Origin of the sequence: Evansella tamaricis (genome assembly GCF_019042215.1) — a bacterium.
GTDB classification, from domain to species: domain Bacteria; phylum Bacillota; class Bacilli; order Bacillales; family Salisediminibacteriaceae; genus Evansella; species Evansella tamaricis.
Window position 1 is genome coordinate 44,253 of the sequence record NZ_JAHQCS010000151.1, and the last position, 15,400, is coordinate 59,652.

Genomic DNA, 15,400 nt, shown 5'->3' on the forward strand with positions numbered 1-15,400 from the left:
GTTCTTTATGATGGAAGAGCAGATTCCTTCCCATTTTGGGGAGAAACGTTACTATACTTGGAATCAGCATTTACGGGAAGAGTTTGGAGAAAAGGTGTTCAAAGTCCCATTAGACGCGGGGTTCGATTGTCCTAACCGGGATGGAAAGGTAGCCAGTGGAGGTTGTACCTTTTGCAGTGAACGTGGATCTGGAGACTTTGCCGGGGATCGTAAGGATGACTTGGTTACTCAGTTCCGTTCGATAAAAGGAAAGCTTCATCAAAAATGGAAAGCTGGAAAATATATTGGCTACTTCCAGGCCTACACCAATACTTACGCCCCTGTAGAAGAACTCAGGGAAATGTTTGAAGTGATCCTCCAACAAGAAGATGTGGTTGGACTAGCCGTCGCAACCCGACCTGACTGTTTACCAGATGATGTTGTAGAATATTTAGCTGAATTAAATGAAAGAACCTATTTATGGGTGGAGTTAGGACTTCAGACCGTTCACCAGCGAACTGCAGATTTAATCAACCGCGCCCATGATTATCAATGTTATATGGATGGAGTAAAAAAACTTCGTAAACATAACATTCGTATCTGCTCCCATATCATCAACGGATTACCTCTTGAAGATTACGGGATGATGATGGAAACTGCCAACGAAGTTGCAAAACTCGATGTTCAGGGGATTAAGATCCACCTTCTACACCTGTTAAAAAAGACTGCAATGGTCAAACAATACGAAAAGGGGCTAGTGGAATTCATAAGCTCCGAAGAATATATTAACTTAGTATGTGACCAACTGGAAGTTCTTCCCCCATCGATGATCATACATCGTCTCACTGGTGATGGCCCTGCTGATCTAATGATTGGTCCCATGTGGAGTTTAAATAAGTGGGAAGTGTTAAACGGAATTGACAAAGAACTGAAACGGCGTAACAGCTGGCAAGGCAAGAAATTTACTGTTTCCGCTAAGGTGAGGTGAAGTGGGAATGAACCTTACTGGAATCTTGCCATTTGCAAGGATGCTTTTAGAAAGATGCGTTCCTAAGGGCGGAGTAGTCATTGATGGTACTGCAGGTAATGGACACGATACAGTTTTTTTGGCGAAATTAGTTGGCGAATGTGGTACCGTCTATAGTTTTGATATTCAAAAAGACGCGATTGATGCCACCACTAATCGGATTCATGAACATGGTTACATGAACCGTGTCAAGGTCATACACGACGGTCACGAAAATGTTGAAAAACATTTGCAAACGGAACACCATTTCCTGATTAATGGAGCAATTTTTAATCTTGGTTATCTCCCTGGGAGCGATAAAACTATCATTACTACACCGGAAACGACCATATCTTCCATCGAACAAATATTACCTCACTTAAAACCGGGTGGAATTATAGTCCTTGTCGTTTATCATGGTCATCCAGCAGGGGCTGTAGAGAGGGATGAATTATTACCGTTTGTGCGATCGTTAGCTCAAGAAAAATATCATGTATTAGAGTACCGTTTCACTAATCAAAGAAATAATCCCCCATTTATAATAGCCATTGAAAAAAGGAAATGAAACTAATAGAAGACTTTCGTTAAACGACTAACGAAAGTCTTCTTTATTACGTTTTACTTATCCGACGGTAGAGCCATCCATTTAAATAGAAAAACAATGTTGGTGCTCCGCCACCTCGAATAAACTGTTTTCCTTTTTTACGAAGTTCCGGATCATTTTTCACTTTATCATCTGCTAAGTAGATTGCCAACAATCCGTTCGTTATCAATTGATGGAATCTCCAGTCAGGTAAATGTCGGATGCATTTTCCCGCTTCTTTATAAAAATGCTCCATCCTATTCATCATTTTATCCTCATTGGGATAATAGAAACAAAAATTCAAATCACCCCCAGCACGGTCTTCCTCCTGATCTATAAAATAATCCATTAATATATGTAAGCCTTGAACATAAGGAAAATATCCTTTTTGTATTTTCTTTGCCTCCTGAACAGACAGATTTCTGTTATCCGCAGCATAAGAAGTGAGACAAAAAATTCCGAGAGTAGAACCGGTGCATGCGGAAAACTCGTACCAGGACATGTCTGGTAAACTAGACTTATGTTGGTCAAACCAAGCTGTTAATCTTGGAACACGTTCCTCCACTTTCACATGTTTGTAAACTTGTAAATCACAATAGAGGTTTGCCAATTCCAGATTCGACTCCATTACGGAACTATACCCTGGAAAGCTCTGAATACATTCCTGACATGTTTTCACTAGTTCCTTTAAATAACCCCCATCGTCCTTTTCTTCTCGAAAACGATAATAATCCTTTGTTTGAGTATCAGCCACAGGATTTAAAGCATCGGGCATAGATTCATGGAGTGCACGAAAATCCTGTGGATCAAGGGATGTGCTCCGGTCACATAGATTATCTAAATAATCACTTATTGTCTGATAAGCGACTATAAATCGAATAACTTGATCTTTTTTGCTTTTTGCAAGTATTCCATAGATTGATCCCCCTTCACAATGAAACGTTTTTGAGTCAATACTTGCCAAAGCTTGTGTTCTTAACTCTGGATTTGGAATTTCTTTGGCCTTCTTTCGCCATTCCCTTAAATATTCGTGTACTTTTGGTAAAACTTTTTTATATATTTGATACATTAACGTCCATGACCTGCTTGGAATACTCACACTGATTGCCTCCGTTAGCTTAAGTTCAGTTTAGCCTGTTTTTTGCCAACTGTAATTGAATGGTTACAAAACCTATTAAATGGGACAGAACTTCTTCTCTTTCTGGTTCATTTAAAACTTCGTGGTAAAGATTGTGCCATTCTTTATATGTTTTATCCGTTAAGGTCAGGCCATTAAACCATTCCTTAACCCGTTCTTTATTAACGATTAGATCATTCCCTGACTGCGTTACTAACAATGGAATATCTGGTAAATCAGTTTTTTGTTTATGAGCATAAGACATAGCTTTCACTAATTCTTTATACCACCGAATACTCACATGTTTAATTAAACGGCTGTCATCCAGATCCCTTTTCCGCATTGCTTCATCCCTTGTTCCTGAACCAGGGGGAAGTCCTGACGGTAACCGAAACCCAGGTGTCACCCGATTTAGTACACTTGATAACGTCCGTTTGTAAACAGGAGGATCATTTTTCAAACCTAGACAAGGGGAAGATAGAATGACGACATCTGGTAAATCCTCAGGTTCAAAATGAAGCAAGGAATGGATGGATATAAGTCCTCCCATACTATGACCCATTAAGATCACTGGCAGATCATATTTCTTGGCTTCCTGAATCCAACTAAGGACCACATCTAAATAATCCTGAAACCGATCCACATGACCTCTTGGACCTTCTGTCATTCCCTGACCTGGCAAATCGCCCATAATGACATGATAATGAAGAGAATTAAGTTTTTCCACTACCCACTTATAGCGGACATGATATTCTCCAGCTCCATGTACAATAACAAATACCCCTCTCCTCTTCGGCCCTGATGCTTCCCACTTCCACATCTCCAACCCTCCCCTTCTTCCATACTTACTATTATCTTCCACATCTTTCTCCATACCGTCAAGTGGTAAACACATCATTTCTTTCCAAGGTAAGAATTTGGTAAACTTATTCCAAGGAGGAATGAGGAATGATTTATCCATATAAAGATAAATGGCCACAGATCGATGATACTGTATTTATAGCTGATGGTGTTGTGGTAACGGGGGACGTTTCGATTCGGGAAAAAACAAGTCTCTGGTTCAATACTGTCATACGAGGGGATGTGGCACCAACCGTAATTGGGAAAAATGTTAATATTCAGGACAACAGTGTGCTTCATCAAAGTCCAAATAATCCACTAATTCTTGAAGATGGGGTAACAATTGGTCACCAATGCATTTTGCATAGTTGTGTGATTAAGAAAAATGCATTAATTGGAATGGGGTCTACCATCTTAGATACAGCAGAAATAGGGGAAGGGGCTTTTATTGGGGCCGGTAGTTTCGTTTCCCAGGGAAAAAAAATTCCACCAAGGACCCTAGCCTTTGGCAGACCAGCCAAAGTTATCCGCAAGTTAACAGATGAGGATCTGATGGAAATGGATCGGATACGTAGGGAATACGTGGAGAAAGGACAGTATTATAAAGAAGTGATGAAGGCAAGATCCGGCAAAAAGAAGGATTAAGAATTGCAAAGAAAAATTAAGAAAAGCGCAAGCGCCTTGGTCACGGGCGAAAGTCATTGGAGGAATGGCAACTTGCCCGAAGCTACTATAACTTATAAATTCTTACCTTACAATAAAAGCCGTCTTCCCATGGAATCATCACCATGTAAAGACGGCTTTTTTAAAAGAAAAATTTATTAGTTTTGAGTTGCCTGTTGTTTTAGCACTTCTGCCTTATCTGTTCGTTCCCAAGGAAGATCCACATCCGTTCGGCCAAAATGTCCATATGCAGCAGTTTGCTTATAAATTGGTCGACGAAGATCAAGCATTTTTATAATACCTGCTGGCCGTAAGTCAAAATTGTTTCTCACGACTTCAACCAAAACATCCTCTGAAACAGTCCCAGTTCCAAATGTATCAATAGCAATGGAAACTGGTTGGGCAACTCCAATGGCGTATGCCAATTGAACCTCACAACGATCAGCTAATCCTGAAGCTACAATATTTTTAGCCACATATCTTGCTGCATAAGCAGCTGACCTGTCCACTTTTGTGGCATCCTTTCCAGAAAAGGCTCCACCACCATGACGGGCATATCCCCCGTACGTATCTACGATAATTTTTCGGCCTGTAAGTCCTGCATCACCTTGAGGACCTCCAATAACAAATCGGCCTGTAGGATTAATAAAGTATTTAGTAGTTTCGTCAATTAAATGGGCAGGTACAATTGGATTAATGACATGTTCTTTCAAGTCAGCCTTAATTTGATCTAATGTCACTTCTGGATGGTGTTGAGTAGAAATAACAATGGTGTCAATGTGCACTGGTTGATCATTTTCATCATATTCAACCGTTACTTGTGTCTTTCCATCTGGTCGTAAATAACTTAATGTTTCGCTTTTCCTTACTTCACTTAAACGGCGAGCCAATTTATGTGAAAGGGAAATTGGTAAAGGCATTAGTTCTGGTGTTTGGTTGTCGGCATAACCAAACATTAATCCTTGGTCTCCTGCTCCAATCGCGTCTAACTCTTCTTCACTCATTTGACCTTCACGTGCTTCTAATGCCTGATTAACACCTTGGGCAATATCTGGTGACTGTTCATCAATGGATGTTAATACAGCACACGTTTCATAGTCAAAACCATATTTAGCACGTGTGTAACCAATCCCTTTTACCGTTTCACGAACAATTTTGGGGATATCCACATAAGTGGATGTTGTAATTTCACCTGCAACTAAAACGAGACCAGTATTAACCGATGTTTCGCAGGCAACTCTCGCGTTAGGATCTGTTTTCATAATCTCATCTAAAATCGCATCAGAAATTTGGTCACAAATTTTATCCGGATGCCCTTCTGTTACTGATTCAGATGTAAATAAACGTCGTCTTTCAGCCACTCTACGTACCTCCTTAGTTCTTTTGCATTACTTTTAGCATATGCATAATGAATTGACGGTACTCGTTCTCCCAGCAAAATGGTATACGAATAGAAGTTCATTCATATATAATTCGGTAGTTATAGAAAATAAACAATTTAAAAAACCTTCTCCAATAGAGGAAAAGGTTTATCCCATTCGCCTTTTCACCTCTTATCGATCAAGGCACACCAAATATGCCTTGCAGGTTAGCACCGTTTCACATTGTCACAGTGATGGTTGCTGGGCTTCTTCGGGCCAGTCCCTCCGCCATCTCGGGATAAGAGTATCCGTTCGCAAAAAGAATAACTGATTTCCATTCACATGTCAACCAAAATAAGCCTTTATTGGAGAATGAAAGAATTTTTTGCTCCACTTTGTCGTATTATATTACATTGTTCAACAATTCACAAAATTGACAATCTGGTGAATTTTTCTTCTCACCTATTCCTATAGAAAATTAAATGGAGTAAAATAACATTAAATAAAAGTTTCGGCAACATTTGTCCTCACATCTATTTTAGATGAGTTTGAACCTGCCAAAATCATATTACCTCCTGAAGATCTTTCCTTTATTCTTTCTATTACTACAAAACTCGTCTACTACCACACCTAAAGAACTGCTTACTTAATAGCTAAGTATGTTTTTCTATCTTCCAACTTGCTCAATACTTCACAAAAAATTCTCGTTAGCTTGTTCTTTGCAAAATCTATCTTACTTTTCACAACGTTCTTCGTCTGTTTCTTTGCGATGTATAAGATCTTTTTATGCTATTTAATATTATTCGTATCATCATTAAGACAAGCACAAACCCCTTCCTATAAGTATATACTATTTGTACTAATGTGTTATACTAATTACAGAGATAATACGAATAATATCTACAAATAGAATTCATAACAGAAAGGAAGATGAATATGAGCACTATTCATTTTGAAGCCGAATTAACAAGGGTTTTACGAGGGTCCAATGTTCACCACGATCTGTCGGTATCTCAACTCATTGAGAAAGGATTAGAACGAAAGGAAGGGAACTTAACTTCTACAGGGGCATTCCGTGCAACTACAGGGAAATATACTGGAAGATCCCCAAAAGATAAATTCACCGTTGAAGAAAGATCCACGAAAGACAAAATTGCATGGGGAGCAGTTAACAAACCTATCTCATCTGAAATTTTCGAAAACCTTTACGTAAAAGTGTTACATTATTTAGAAGAAAAGGATGAATTATTTGTTCATCACGGTTATGCAGGTGCAGATGAGAACCATCAACTGCCTATTCGAATCGTAAATGAATTTGCTTGGCATAACCTTTTCGTTACACAATTATTTATCCGTCCGAACAGAGAAGATCTAAATAATATTATCCCTGAATTCACGATCGTTTCTGCTCCAGGATTTAAGGCTGATCCTCTAATTGACGGCACAAATTCAGAGGCTTTCATTATCGTATCCTTTGAGAAACGAACTGTTTTAATTGGTGGTACAGAATATGCTGGGGAAATGAAAAAGTCAATCTTCTCTATTATGAATTATCTCCTTCCGGAAAAAGGTGTTCTACCAATGCACTGTTCTGCGAACCTAGGAACAGAAGGTGATGTGGCTTTATTCTTTGGTTTATCCGGCACAGGAAAAACAACATTATCAGCAGATCCCCATCGGTTTTTATTAGGGGATGATGAGCATGGTTGGTCCTCCAACGGAATATTTAACTTTGAAGGTGGCTGCTACGCTAAATGTATTGACCTTACCGAAGATAAGGAACCCGAAATTTATCGTGCAATCCGCTATGGTGCCGTATTGGAAAATGTTGTAGTGGATGAGAATACAAGAGAAGCGAACTTCTTTGATTCTTCTATGACGGAAAATACACGAGTAGCCTATCCATTAGATCATATTCCAAATGCACAGTTACCGAGTGTCGCTGGTCACCCAAATACAATCGTTTTCTTAACGGCAGATGCTTTTGGGGTCCTCCCGCCAATCAGCAAACTGACAAAAGAGCAGGCAATGTACCATTTTATTTCAGGATATACTAGTAAGTTAGCCGGTACAGAACGTGGCATAACAGAACCACAAGCCACTTTCTCCACATGTTTTGGTTCACCTTTCCTCCCACTTCCTGCAAATGTTTATGCAGAGATGCTAGGGGAATTGATTGAAGCACATGATGTGGAAGTTTTCCTTGTTAATACTGGATGGACTGGTGGACCATATGGAATAGGAAAACGAATGAATCTTCGATTTACTAGAGCGATGATTCACGCAGCAATCCACGGCGAACTAACTACTATAGAAACCGTTGTAGATCCAATTTTTGGACTTCAAATTCCAGTTAATTGTCCGGGAGTACCAGATGAAGTCCTTCAACCAAAACAAACTTGGTCAGACAAAGAAGCATATGACAGAAAAGCAAAAGAATTAGCTTTAAAATTCAATGCAAATTTTAAAAAATATAAAGATATCACTGGAGATATTCGCTCAGCAGGCCCAAGTATTATGCAATAAAGTCAATTACTCGTCGTAATTGATTATTATTTTTAAAAGAAAACTCAGCTGCCATGCTGAGTTTTCTTTTTTTTGAGAGAAAGTATAAGTTTTCTTATTCTGTCTATCTCCAGCGGCGATCGTTTCCTTCGGTGAAAGTAAGCTAGTGATACTGACCTTGAGCAGACTCCGAGTTGCATTGACGGACAGGACGTCCTAATATCGGGCTTGCCTCAGGACGTGGCGTTCTGCCCGATGAACGGATATACTTCAGAGAGATGCTTGTAGAGGAAGAGGCACTGCCCTACGCTCGTGATCTCAGGCGCTTTCGCTTTTCTTTGTCTAGCTCCAGCGCCTACTCGCATGGGAACTGAAAAAGTGGTGTTTTCCACTTTTACAGTCCCTAAGCCATGAGCGTAGCCGTCGCATTCTTTAAAAGCTTGATAGGAGTGGTTTTCTCCTATCAGGCGAGCGACGAGCGGAGCCATTGCCATATAAATAAATGGAACTGAAAAAGTGGTTTTAAACTTTTTCAGTTGCTTCTTAAACACTGCGGGGCACTTCGGAAGTGACAACCGAAGTCAAAGAGCAGACTTCTAGTTGTCATTCCTCCACCGCCCTTCGCTCGTGATCTCAGGCGCTTTCGCTTTTCTAATATCATTGTTATCACACTTTTTTATGTACTTACATAACTTATCACATCAGCAGATACCTATTTTTTTCAGGAGGGTAAAAAATGAAATATGTAAAATACTTTTTCTTACTTATCGTTTCCCTGTCAGGAGTAATTCTTTTTACTGCATGTGGGGGGCAAGATGAGAAAAAAACAGAAGTTCGTTTAGCAGAGGTTACGAGGTCCATTTTCTATGCCCCGCTCTATGCTGCAATCTCAGAAGGGTTCTTTGAAGAAGAAGGAATAGACGTGGATCTTACAACGACTTGGGGTGGGGACACCACCATGACAACACTATTGTCTGACGGAGCAGATATTGCATTAGTAGGGGCAGAAACTTCCATATACGTTTATGCACAAGGAGCAAATGATCCAGCTGTGAATTTTGCTCAACTAACTCAAACCGATGGTACTTTCCTAGTCTCTCGGGAACCTGTGGAAGACTTTGACTGGGATGACTTAAAAGGTAGTACATTTCTAGGTCAACGGGCAGGTGGAATGCCGCAGATGGTTGGAGAGTATGTACTCAAGCAAAATGGGATAGATCCCCATGAAGATCTTGAGTTAATTCAGAATATCGACTTTGGAAATATTCCTTCTGCATTCGCATCTGGAACGGGAGATTATGTACAGTTATTTGAGCCTACTGCCACTCAATTTGAGGAAGATGGTGTGGGATACATTATCGAATCCTTCGGAACCGAATCTGGTAATGTACCATATACTGTGTTTATGGCAAAACAAAGTTTTTTAGATGGAAATGAAGATACCATTGAAAGATTCACAAGGGCCATTCACAAAGCGCAATTATGGGTACAAGAACAACCTGCTGAGGTGGTGGCAGAATCAATTGTAGACTTTTTTGAAGACACATCATTAGAAACGATTGAACAGGTTGTCATCCGTTATCGAGATCAGGGTTCTTATGCCGAGTCCCCTTTATTACAGGAAGATGCCTGGTATTTACTTCAAGAAATTATGGATGAAGCGGGAGAGTTGCCAATGGAAGTCTCTTATGAAGATTTAGTAAATACAGAGATTCCAACACGAATAATGAATGAATAATCCCCTTCTATAGGAGGAGGTTAACATGGAATTTTTAGAACTGGAGAAAGTGGAGAAAACATTTTTTTCTAAAGAATCCTATACAGAAGCAATAAGGGACATCACCTTTAGCGTAAAAAAGGGAGAATTTGTATCCCTAATTGGACCAAGTGGATGTGGAAAAAGTACTCTCCTTTCACTCATCTCTGGTCTAATCCTTCCGACCAGTGGTTCGATTCAGCTCGATGGAACAGAGATAAAAAAACCAACTCCAGAAACAGGATATATGCTTCAACAAGATTATTTATTTCCCTGGTTATCTATTGAGGAAAACATTACCCTTGGTTTAAAAACAATGGGAAAGCTAACCAAGGAGTCACGGGATCATGCTTTGTATTTATTAGATCAGATGGGCTTAGGGGATAAAACAAAAAAATATCCAGGTGAACTCTCAGGTGGAATGAGGCAAAGGGTGGCACTCGTCCGAATGCTGTCTACAGAACCTAAGCTTTTACTTCTGGATGAACCCTTTTCAGCCTTAGATTATCAGACAAAGTTAAAACTTGAGGATTTAGTGTTTTCAACCATAAAAAATCATAAAAAAACAGCCTTATTAGTTACACATGATATTGGGGAAGCAATAGCAATGAGTGATCGAGTAATTCTATTAAGTGACCGACCTGGTGTAATTCAAAAAGTGTTTTCCATTCCTGCCGAAATAAAAGATCGTTTGCCATTTGACGCTAGAAATCATTCTGATTTCAACGGATGGTTCCAAGAGGTATGGAAGGAGTTGGAATCCTTTGAGCAATCACAATCATGAACTTCACAAAGAATACGTTAAGAATTTATCTAAAGAAAAGCGCTATGTAAGGTTAACTCAAGTAAGTATGCTCCTATTCTTTTTCGTGATGTGGGAAGTAGCTACAGCAAAACAATGGTTAGACCCTTTGCTGTTTAGTTCCCCATCAAGGGTCTGGGATCTTTTTCTAACAAGAATTCAAGATGGAAGTTTAATTACCCATACTTCTGTTACCTTGTTCGAGACAATTTTAGGGTTTCTATTAGGTACAATCATTGGAACCATTGTTGCAGGAATACTTTGGTGGTCCCCTTTCTTATCTAAGGTATTAGACCCTTATTTAGTCATCTTAAATTCTATGCCTAAAGTTGCTTTAGGTCCCATATTGATAGTGGGTCTAGGTCCTGGTTTTACTTCGATCGTGGCAATGGGGGCATTAATTTCTGTTGTCATCACAATAATTGTTGTTTATAATGCCTTTCGTGGTGTCGATGACAATTACTTGAAAGTTATTAATTCCTTTGGAGCAACAAAAAGGCAATCGTTTTTTTCAGTTATCTTGCCCTCTTCCTATCCAACCATTATCTCTACCTTGAAGGTTAATGTTGGGTTAGCCTGGGTTGGAGTCATTGTGGGAGAGTTTCTTGTGTCAAAACAGGGTCTGGGGTATATGATTGTTTATGGGTTCCAAGTATTCAATTTCACAATGGTCATGTTATCCCTCATTATTATCGCTATTCTTGCCACATGTATGTATCAACTTGTGGAATTGCTGGAAAAAAAGCTTATACGCAGACACAATACAAACTAACTCGACCAATAATATGCCTACATGGATCAATAGAGGCTGTCCCATATAAGGTCATTAAATTAATGACTTTTAGAGGGGGAGCCTCTCTATTTTTTGCTTTTCTACTGTTTTATAAGCGATTTTCTTATTTTTCATTTCTGTTAAAAATGTAAAAGGGTGTGAACAAAATAGTAATTCTCCAATCTTATGATATATACTCGAAATGCGCAAGGCGGCGTCTCCTGCGGGAAAAGCAACAGTCGAAGACCCCGCAGGGTGGTTTATCAGGAGGCTTAGGCGTTGCCCGGCGGCAAAGAAGACACTGCGAAGAATGAGCAGATGTTGCACTTGTACCTTGTGTGAAAGCGTCCGCCTGTAGCAATTTCGAGTAATCACTGTAAAGTTTACCTTATAAAGAAGAGGGTGCCACCAAAAGACAAACTTTTGGGACACCCTCTCATTTATTAACTGATAGGGACCGTATTTATATGTAGCGGAAAACGACGGATGACTTCTGTTAAACTTAGTTCAAGCACAAGGTCTTTCATAATAAAACTAAATTCGTAATTATTTCGAATGTCGATCGGGAAGCTCTTCACTATCTTGGGACCCTTTGTTTCAAAATAATTACTTTTCGTAACGATTTCATCTACGATAGCATAGTAAACATTTTTTATAACTGTTTCACTTTTCCCATCTACTTGATATTGTCCAATATAAAATAAGTCCTTTACTTTCCCGCCAGTTTCTTCAAAAACTTCTCTCCTTGCCGCATCTTCAGCAGATTCCCCTTCTTCCACTTTCCCCCCAGGAAATTCCAACCCCCTTGAAGGATGAATGGTTAACAACCAATTCCCTCGAAACTGAGACACAACCCAAACATGCTTTGGATCTGTTGAAAAGGGATGATCCTCTGTGGAGAATTTCACTCTATTGTTATAGAAATCCGTAAATTGTTTTATACCCATGCCCGTCCAACCTCCTTAAGGAAATTGTAGCATACTATTATCCTGAATGATGGAAATACAAAATTAACTAATTTGTTCTATATTGCCCTTAATACTACCCAAGTAAAACAAATATAAACAGATCAAGTCATAGAAAACATTTCTATCAATTTATTGTTTTATTTCAAATCGGTAATTTTTTTAACATCCCTATTAACCTCATCGATTTGTTCTGTTACATCCCCAGTGAATTCTTTTGTAGTCTTCTTAAATTCCTTTATAGAAATTCCAAGGGCCCGTCCAAGTTCAGGCAATTTATTTGGGCCAAAAATCATCAGTGCTAATACAATAATTACGATAAGACCAGGTAAACCAATATTTGATAACATATAATTACTCCCTCACATCTCTGACTGAATTATCCTTTGATAATCCTCTGGATAATTCATATTATAAAAAGCTTTTTCCAACTCAAGTTCATTTAAACCTAATCCTAAAAATTCATCTTCTGTTACATATCTTACTCTCCATTGAGACAATATATCAATTATCCGAAGTCTGTTTTCTATTAAAGATTGTCTAATTATTGGCAGCGACGATTTACGGTACATGCCAAATAGGGGATGAATTTGTCCCCTAATTTTAGGAATAATGGCGTCGTACTCTTCTTTAAGTTCCAGCTTCAATCCTTCTATTATTGTTAGATTTACAAATGGCATGTCGCAAGCGGATATGAGGTTCCATTCTGTATGAGAAGCCGAGAGTCCGGAATGGATTCCCCCTAATGGTCCCTTCCCTTTTTCAATATCCCCTACAATAGCAATTTCCAGGAAAGAGTACTGGTTAACATCATTTGCGACTACGATAACACAAGATACAGTCTTTTCTAATTCTCTCTTCAATCTTTCAATAGTAATAACACCTTGAATGGGGAGTAATGCTTTATTCTTACCCATTCTGCTTGATTTTCCCCCTGCTAAAATAATTCCTGTAATATCTCCATTCGGACTAAGTTGTTCTTCCCTCATGAATTAGAATCACCAAATCCTTCTTGTTGAGCAATAAAATCCAAATGTATCGTCTCTAAATCCAAAAGTGTGGCTTGTTTTTCTTCTCCATTTATATCTTCTACCACCAGTTTCAAATAATTTTGACATGTTTTGCAAACTTCTAATTTAGAGGTTGCGTCCTCTTCAATAGTTACGTAAAATAAATTCTCATGACGATCATCTCCGCAATGGACACATTGCAATTTCTTCTGCTTCCATTTAGTTTCACACCGTGGACAATAAAGATGCTTATCCCCATCTTCTTCTAATAATGCAAGCCGTGGTGGTTCTCCACAACAAGGACATGTCCCCATCACATCTAATTCATTTATAAAGGTACTGCATTTTTCCCCAAGTACTTGCATGAAAGGGCGTAACGCTTGTTCTGCAACAAAATGTAGCAGGGATGGTTCTATAGGAGTACCTTTGGAAAACAATGTAAAGTAATCCATATTAAAAGTAATACTCCCTTTAATCCATTTTTTCACTTCCTCGTCTGTAAGCCCCTTCACAACTTGAATAATATCTTCTGCAATCTTCGGTTGGTGATCTTTAAAGACGAAACTAATTCGGTCTAACGCTTCCCTAAACAGAGGAATCGTGACTGGTGGAGAGGTAAGTTGTGGCAAAACAGGAATCTCCAGGTTCAGCTCTCCTTTTTCCACATCCAAAGACAAATCCTTCTTCAAATAAGTTCTAAATTTTTTCTGTTCCTCCATAATCCCTGTTTGTAAGTTTAAATATTCTTCACTCACTACATTTGGTTCCATCATTACACCTCACTGTGATTTACCTTCTAGAATTAGTCATTTAAGATTTTTCCCATGTTATTTAGAATAAAATTTAGTTTCTTAAGGCTTGATTATAGGATATTTTAGGCGTTTATAGATTCCTTGCATTCGTCAATCGACAAACTATTTTAATCTTTTTCATATTATACTTTACTTGAAGGATAAAAACTCTTTACTATAAAAAGTAGAAACTCTATGATCTATTATATCGTTGAAGAGGAAATGATGTCCATGAATGAGGTGTGTTTCTGTAATGGGGAGTGACAATCTGCATCATAAAAATAGAAGAATACTTATTTTGATTCCTGTAGTTTCTATCATTTTAATAACCATATTTTTTCACATTAACCAAAGGGAATCCAGTCCCCCTTTCTCTAGACCAGCAGGAGATCACCTTTCGTTAAGCAAAGAGGAGAGGAATCTTTATCCTACCATTCCAATTCTTCATCAGGAGGAAGAGATTGATGTGAATGCTATTCAGGAAAAATGGAACACAAAAACATTAACTGCCTCAGAGTGGGGCGAAAAAATACCTAAGGTGAGAAATAGGATGAACACAGATCAAAAAGTAATTGCCTTAACTTTTGATGCGTGTGGTGGTCCATATGGCAGTGGTTATGATGAGAAACTGATTTCCTTTTTGCGTGAGGAACAAATTCCTGCCACCTTATTTATCAACGCCCGTTGGATCCATGAGAATGAAGAAATCTTTATAGACTTAAGTAAAGATGAACTTTTTTCTATAGAAAATCATGGTACCGAACATTTACCATTATCCATCCATGGAAAAACAGCCTGGGGAATTTCAGGAACAACTTCTGTTAATGAAGTTATCAACGAGGTAATGGATAACCAGTATTTAATCTTTGAGATTACTGGTAGATATCCGTCTTTTTTCCGTTCAGGAACTGCCTTTTACGATGATATCTCTGTTCAAATTGTGGAAGATCTTGGTATGAAAGCCGTAAATTATGACATCTTAGGAGATGCTGGAGCAACTTTCAGTGCTGAACAGGTAAAAAATGCGCTAATCCATTCTAATCCAGGTTCCATTGCACTCCTCCACATGAACCAACCTTCCAGCGGAACGGCACAAGGAGTAATTGATGCTATTCCTTTACTAAAGGAAAGGGGATTTAAATTCGTGCACTTGACCGATTATGAATTAATAGAATAGGATAAGAAAACAAGCGATAAAACAATATTTAAAAATGGAATGGCTGCAATGGCCACTCCATTTTTCTAACTCT

Annotated in this window: 16 protein-coding genes and 1 riboswitch; of the genes, 8 read left to right on the forward strand and 8 right to left on the reverse strand. The window is 38.7% G+C overall.

Annotation, left to right across the window (positions count from 1 at the left end; all coding sequences use genetic code 11):
* The first annotated feature begins 10 nt into the window (after nucleotides 1-10).
* Nucleotides 11-967: a tRNA modification radical SAM protein MnmL/YtqA gene (gene mnmL / locus KS419_RS18710; protein WP_217067912.1), complete on the forward strand. Its 957-nt coding sequence runs from the start codon at nucleotides 11-13 to the stop codon at nucleotides 965-967.
* A gap of 7 nt (nucleotides 968-974) precedes the next feature.
* Nucleotides 975-1,550 (forward strand): tRNA 5-(aminomethyl)-2-thiouridylate-methyltransferase MnmM, encoded by a 576-nt coding sequence (mnmM, locus tag KS419_RS18715; RefSeq protein WP_217067913.1) that lies wholly within the window; start codon nucleotides 975-977, stop codon nucleotides 1,548-1,550.
* Between the two features lie 46 nt (nucleotides 1,551-1,596).
* On the opposite strand, the gene KS419_RS18720 is transcribed toward mnmM, so the two are convergent.
* Entirely contained in the window at nucleotides 1,597-2,667 is a 1,071-nt protein-coding gene (locus tag KS419_RS18720; protein WP_217067914.1) for a tetraprenyl-beta-curcumene synthase family protein, read from the reverse strand.
* 25 nt (nucleotides 2,668-2,692) lie between these two features.
* A complete protein-coding gene (locus KS419_RS18725) occupies nucleotides 2,693-3,505 on the reverse strand; it encodes an alpha/beta fold hydrolase (RefSeq protein ID WP_217067915.1) in 813 nt (270 codons plus the stop codon).
* 128 nt (nucleotides 3,506-3,633) lie between these two features.
* On the opposite strand from KS419_RS18725, the gene KS419_RS18730 reads away from it, so the two are divergent.
* Nucleotides 3,634-4,170 carry a gamma carbonic anhydrase gene (locus KS419_RS18730; protein ID WP_217067916.1) on the forward strand — a complete coding sequence of 179 codons (537 nt, stop codon included), beginning with the start codon at nucleotides 3,634-3,636 and terminating at the stop codon, nucleotides 4,168-4,170.
* Nucleotides 4,171-4,346: 176 nt separating this feature from the next.
* Here KS419_RS18730 and metK read toward each other — a convergent pair whose 3' ends face one another.
* Nucleotides 4,347-5,549, reverse strand: a complete 1,203-nt coding sequence (metK, locus tag KS419_RS18735; protein WP_217067917.1) for a methionine adenosyltransferase — start codon at nucleotides 5,547-5,549, stop codon at nucleotides 4,347-4,349.
* A 189-nt stretch (nucleotides 5,550-5,738) separates the two neighbouring features.
* A riboswitch (SAM riboswitch) is annotated at nucleotides 5,739-5,854 on the reverse strand.
* A gap of 631 nt (nucleotides 5,855-6,485) precedes the next feature.
* On the opposite strand from metK, the gene pckA reads away from it, so the two are divergent.
* Complete coding sequence (gene pckA, locus KS419_RS18740; RefSeq protein WP_217067918.1) at nucleotides 6,486-8,075, forward strand: phosphoenolpyruvate carboxykinase (ATP); 1,590 nt, start codon at nucleotides 6,486-6,488, stop codon at nucleotides 8,073-8,075.
* 212 nt (nucleotides 8,076-8,287) lie between these two features.
* On the opposite strand, the gene KS419_RS18745 is transcribed toward pckA, so the two are convergent.
* The gene (locus KS419_RS18745; RefSeq protein ID WP_217067919.1) at nucleotides 8,288-8,605 is read right to left on the reverse strand and encodes a hypothetical protein; all 318 of its coding nucleotides are present in this window, start codon (nucleotides 8,603-8,605) and stop codon (nucleotides 8,288-8,290) included.
* Between the two features lie 185 nt (nucleotides 8,606-8,790).
* On the opposite strand from KS419_RS18745, the gene KS419_RS18750 reads away from it, so the two are divergent.
* The 3 genes from KS419_RS18750 to KS419_RS18760 are packed head-to-tail and all read left to right on the forward strand — an operon-like array spanning nucleotide 8,791 to nucleotide 11,384.
* Nucleotides 8,791-9,792: an ABC transporter substrate-binding protein gene (locus tag KS419_RS18750; RefSeq protein WP_217067920.1), complete on the forward strand. Its 1,002-nt coding sequence runs from the start codon at nucleotides 8,791-8,793 to the stop codon at nucleotides 9,790-9,792.
* Nucleotides 9,793-9,817: 25 nt separating this feature from the next.
* The gene (locus tag KS419_RS18755) at nucleotides 9,818-10,594 is read left to right on the forward strand and encodes an ABC transporter ATP-binding protein (protein ID WP_217067921.1); all 777 of its coding nucleotides are present in this window, start codon (nucleotides 9,818-9,820) and stop codon (nucleotides 10,592-10,594) included.
* Nucleotides 10,575-11,384, forward strand: a complete 810-nt coding sequence (locus KS419_RS18760; RefSeq protein ID WP_217067922.1) for an ABC transporter permease — start codon at nucleotides 10,575-10,577, stop codon at nucleotides 11,382-11,384. The genes KS419_RS18755 and KS419_RS18760 overlap by 20 nt, the downstream gene beginning before the upstream one ends.
* A gap of 443 nt (nucleotides 11,385-11,827) precedes the next feature.
* Here KS419_RS18760 and ytkD read toward each other — a convergent pair whose 3' ends face one another.
* The 4 genes from ytkD to KS419_RS18780 all read right to left on the reverse strand — a co-directional run bounded on the left by ytkD (nucleotide 11,828) and on the right by KS419_RS18780 (nucleotide 14,129).
* Nucleotides 11,828-12,331 (reverse strand): RNA deprotection pyrophosphohydrolase, encoded by a 504-nt coding sequence (ytkD, locus tag KS419_RS18765; protein ID WP_246594273.1) that lies wholly within the window; start codon nucleotides 12,329-12,331, stop codon nucleotides 11,828-11,830.
* A gap of 158 nt (nucleotides 12,332-12,489) precedes the next feature.
* Nucleotides 12,490-12,699 carry a twin-arginine translocase TatA/TatE family subunit gene (locus tag KS419_RS18770; protein WP_217067923.1) on the reverse strand — a complete coding sequence of 70 codons (210 nt, stop codon included), beginning with the start codon at nucleotides 12,697-12,699 and terminating at the stop codon, nucleotides 12,490-12,492.
* A gap of 12 nt (nucleotides 12,700-12,711) precedes the next feature.
* Nucleotides 12,712-13,338, reverse strand: coding sequence for a molybdenum cofactor guanylyltransferase (mobA, locus tag KS419_RS18775; protein ID WP_217067924.1), 627 nt, complete (start codon nucleotides 13,336-13,338; stop codon nucleotides 12,712-12,714).
* Entirely contained in the window at nucleotides 13,335-14,129 is a 795-nt protein-coding gene (locus tag KS419_RS18780; protein WP_217067925.1) for a formate dehydrogenase accessory protein FdhE, read from the reverse strand. The genes mobA and KS419_RS18780 overlap by 4 nt, the downstream gene beginning before the upstream one ends.
* Before the next feature lie 274 nt (nucleotides 14,130-14,403).
* Between KS419_RS18780 and KS419_RS18785 the strand changes: the two genes are divergently transcribed.
* Nucleotides 14,404-15,327, forward strand: coding sequence for a polysaccharide deacetylase family protein (locus tag KS419_RS18785; RefSeq protein WP_217067926.1), 924 nt, complete (start codon nucleotides 14,404-14,406; stop codon nucleotides 15,325-15,327).
* Nucleotides 15,328-15,400: the final 73 nt, after the last annotated feature.

What these genes read in the sequence shown, in the direction of transcription:
- mnmL (WP_217067912.1), top strand. Translation starts at nt 11, where the DNA reads ATGGAAGAGCAGATTCCTTCCCATTTTGGGGAGAAACGTTACTATACT.
- mnmM (WP_217067913.1), top strand. Translation starts at nt 975, where the DNA reads ATGAACCTTACTGGAATCTTGCCATTTGCAAGGATGCTTTTAGAAAGA.
- KS419_RS18730 (WP_217067916.1), top strand. Translation starts at nt 3,634, where the DNA reads ATGATTTATCCATATAAAGATAAATGGCCACAGATCGATGATACTGTA.
- KS419_RS18780 (WP_217067925.1), bottom strand. Translation starts at nt 14,129, where the DNA reads ATGGAACCAAATGTAGTGAGTGAAGAATATTTAAACTTACAAACAGGG.
- KS419_RS18750 (WP_217067920.1), top strand. Translation starts at nt 8,791, where the DNA reads ATGAAATATGTAAAATACTTTTTCTTACTTATCGTTTCCCTGTCAGGA.
- mobA (WP_217067924.1), bottom strand. Translation starts at nt 13,338, where the DNA reads ATGAGGGAAGAACAACTTAGTCCGAATGGAGATATTACAGGAATTATT.
- KS419_RS18770 (WP_217067923.1), bottom strand. Translation starts at nt 12,699, where the DNA reads ATGTTATCAAATATTGGTTTACCTGGTCTTATCGTAATTATTGTATTA.
- KS419_RS18725 (WP_217067915.1), bottom strand. Translation starts at nt 3,505, where the DNA reads ATGTGGAAGTGGGAAGCATCAGGGCCGAAGAGGAGAGGGGTATTTGTT.
- pckA (WP_217067918.1), top strand. Translation starts at nt 6,486, where the DNA reads ATGAGCACTATTCATTTTGAAGCCGAATTAACAAGGGTTTTACGAGGG.
- KS419_RS18755 (WP_217067921.1), top strand. Translation starts at nt 9,818, where the DNA reads ATGGAATTTTTAGAACTGGAGAAAGTGGAGAAAACATTTTTTTCTAAA.
- ytkD (WP_246594273.1), bottom strand. Translation starts at nt 12,331, where the DNA reads ATGGGTATAAAACAATTTACGGATTTCTATAACAATAGAGTGAAATTC.
- KS419_RS18785 (WP_217067926.1), top strand. Translation starts at nt 14,404, where the DNA reads ATGGGGAGTGACAATCTGCATCATAAAAATAGAAGAATACTTATTTTG.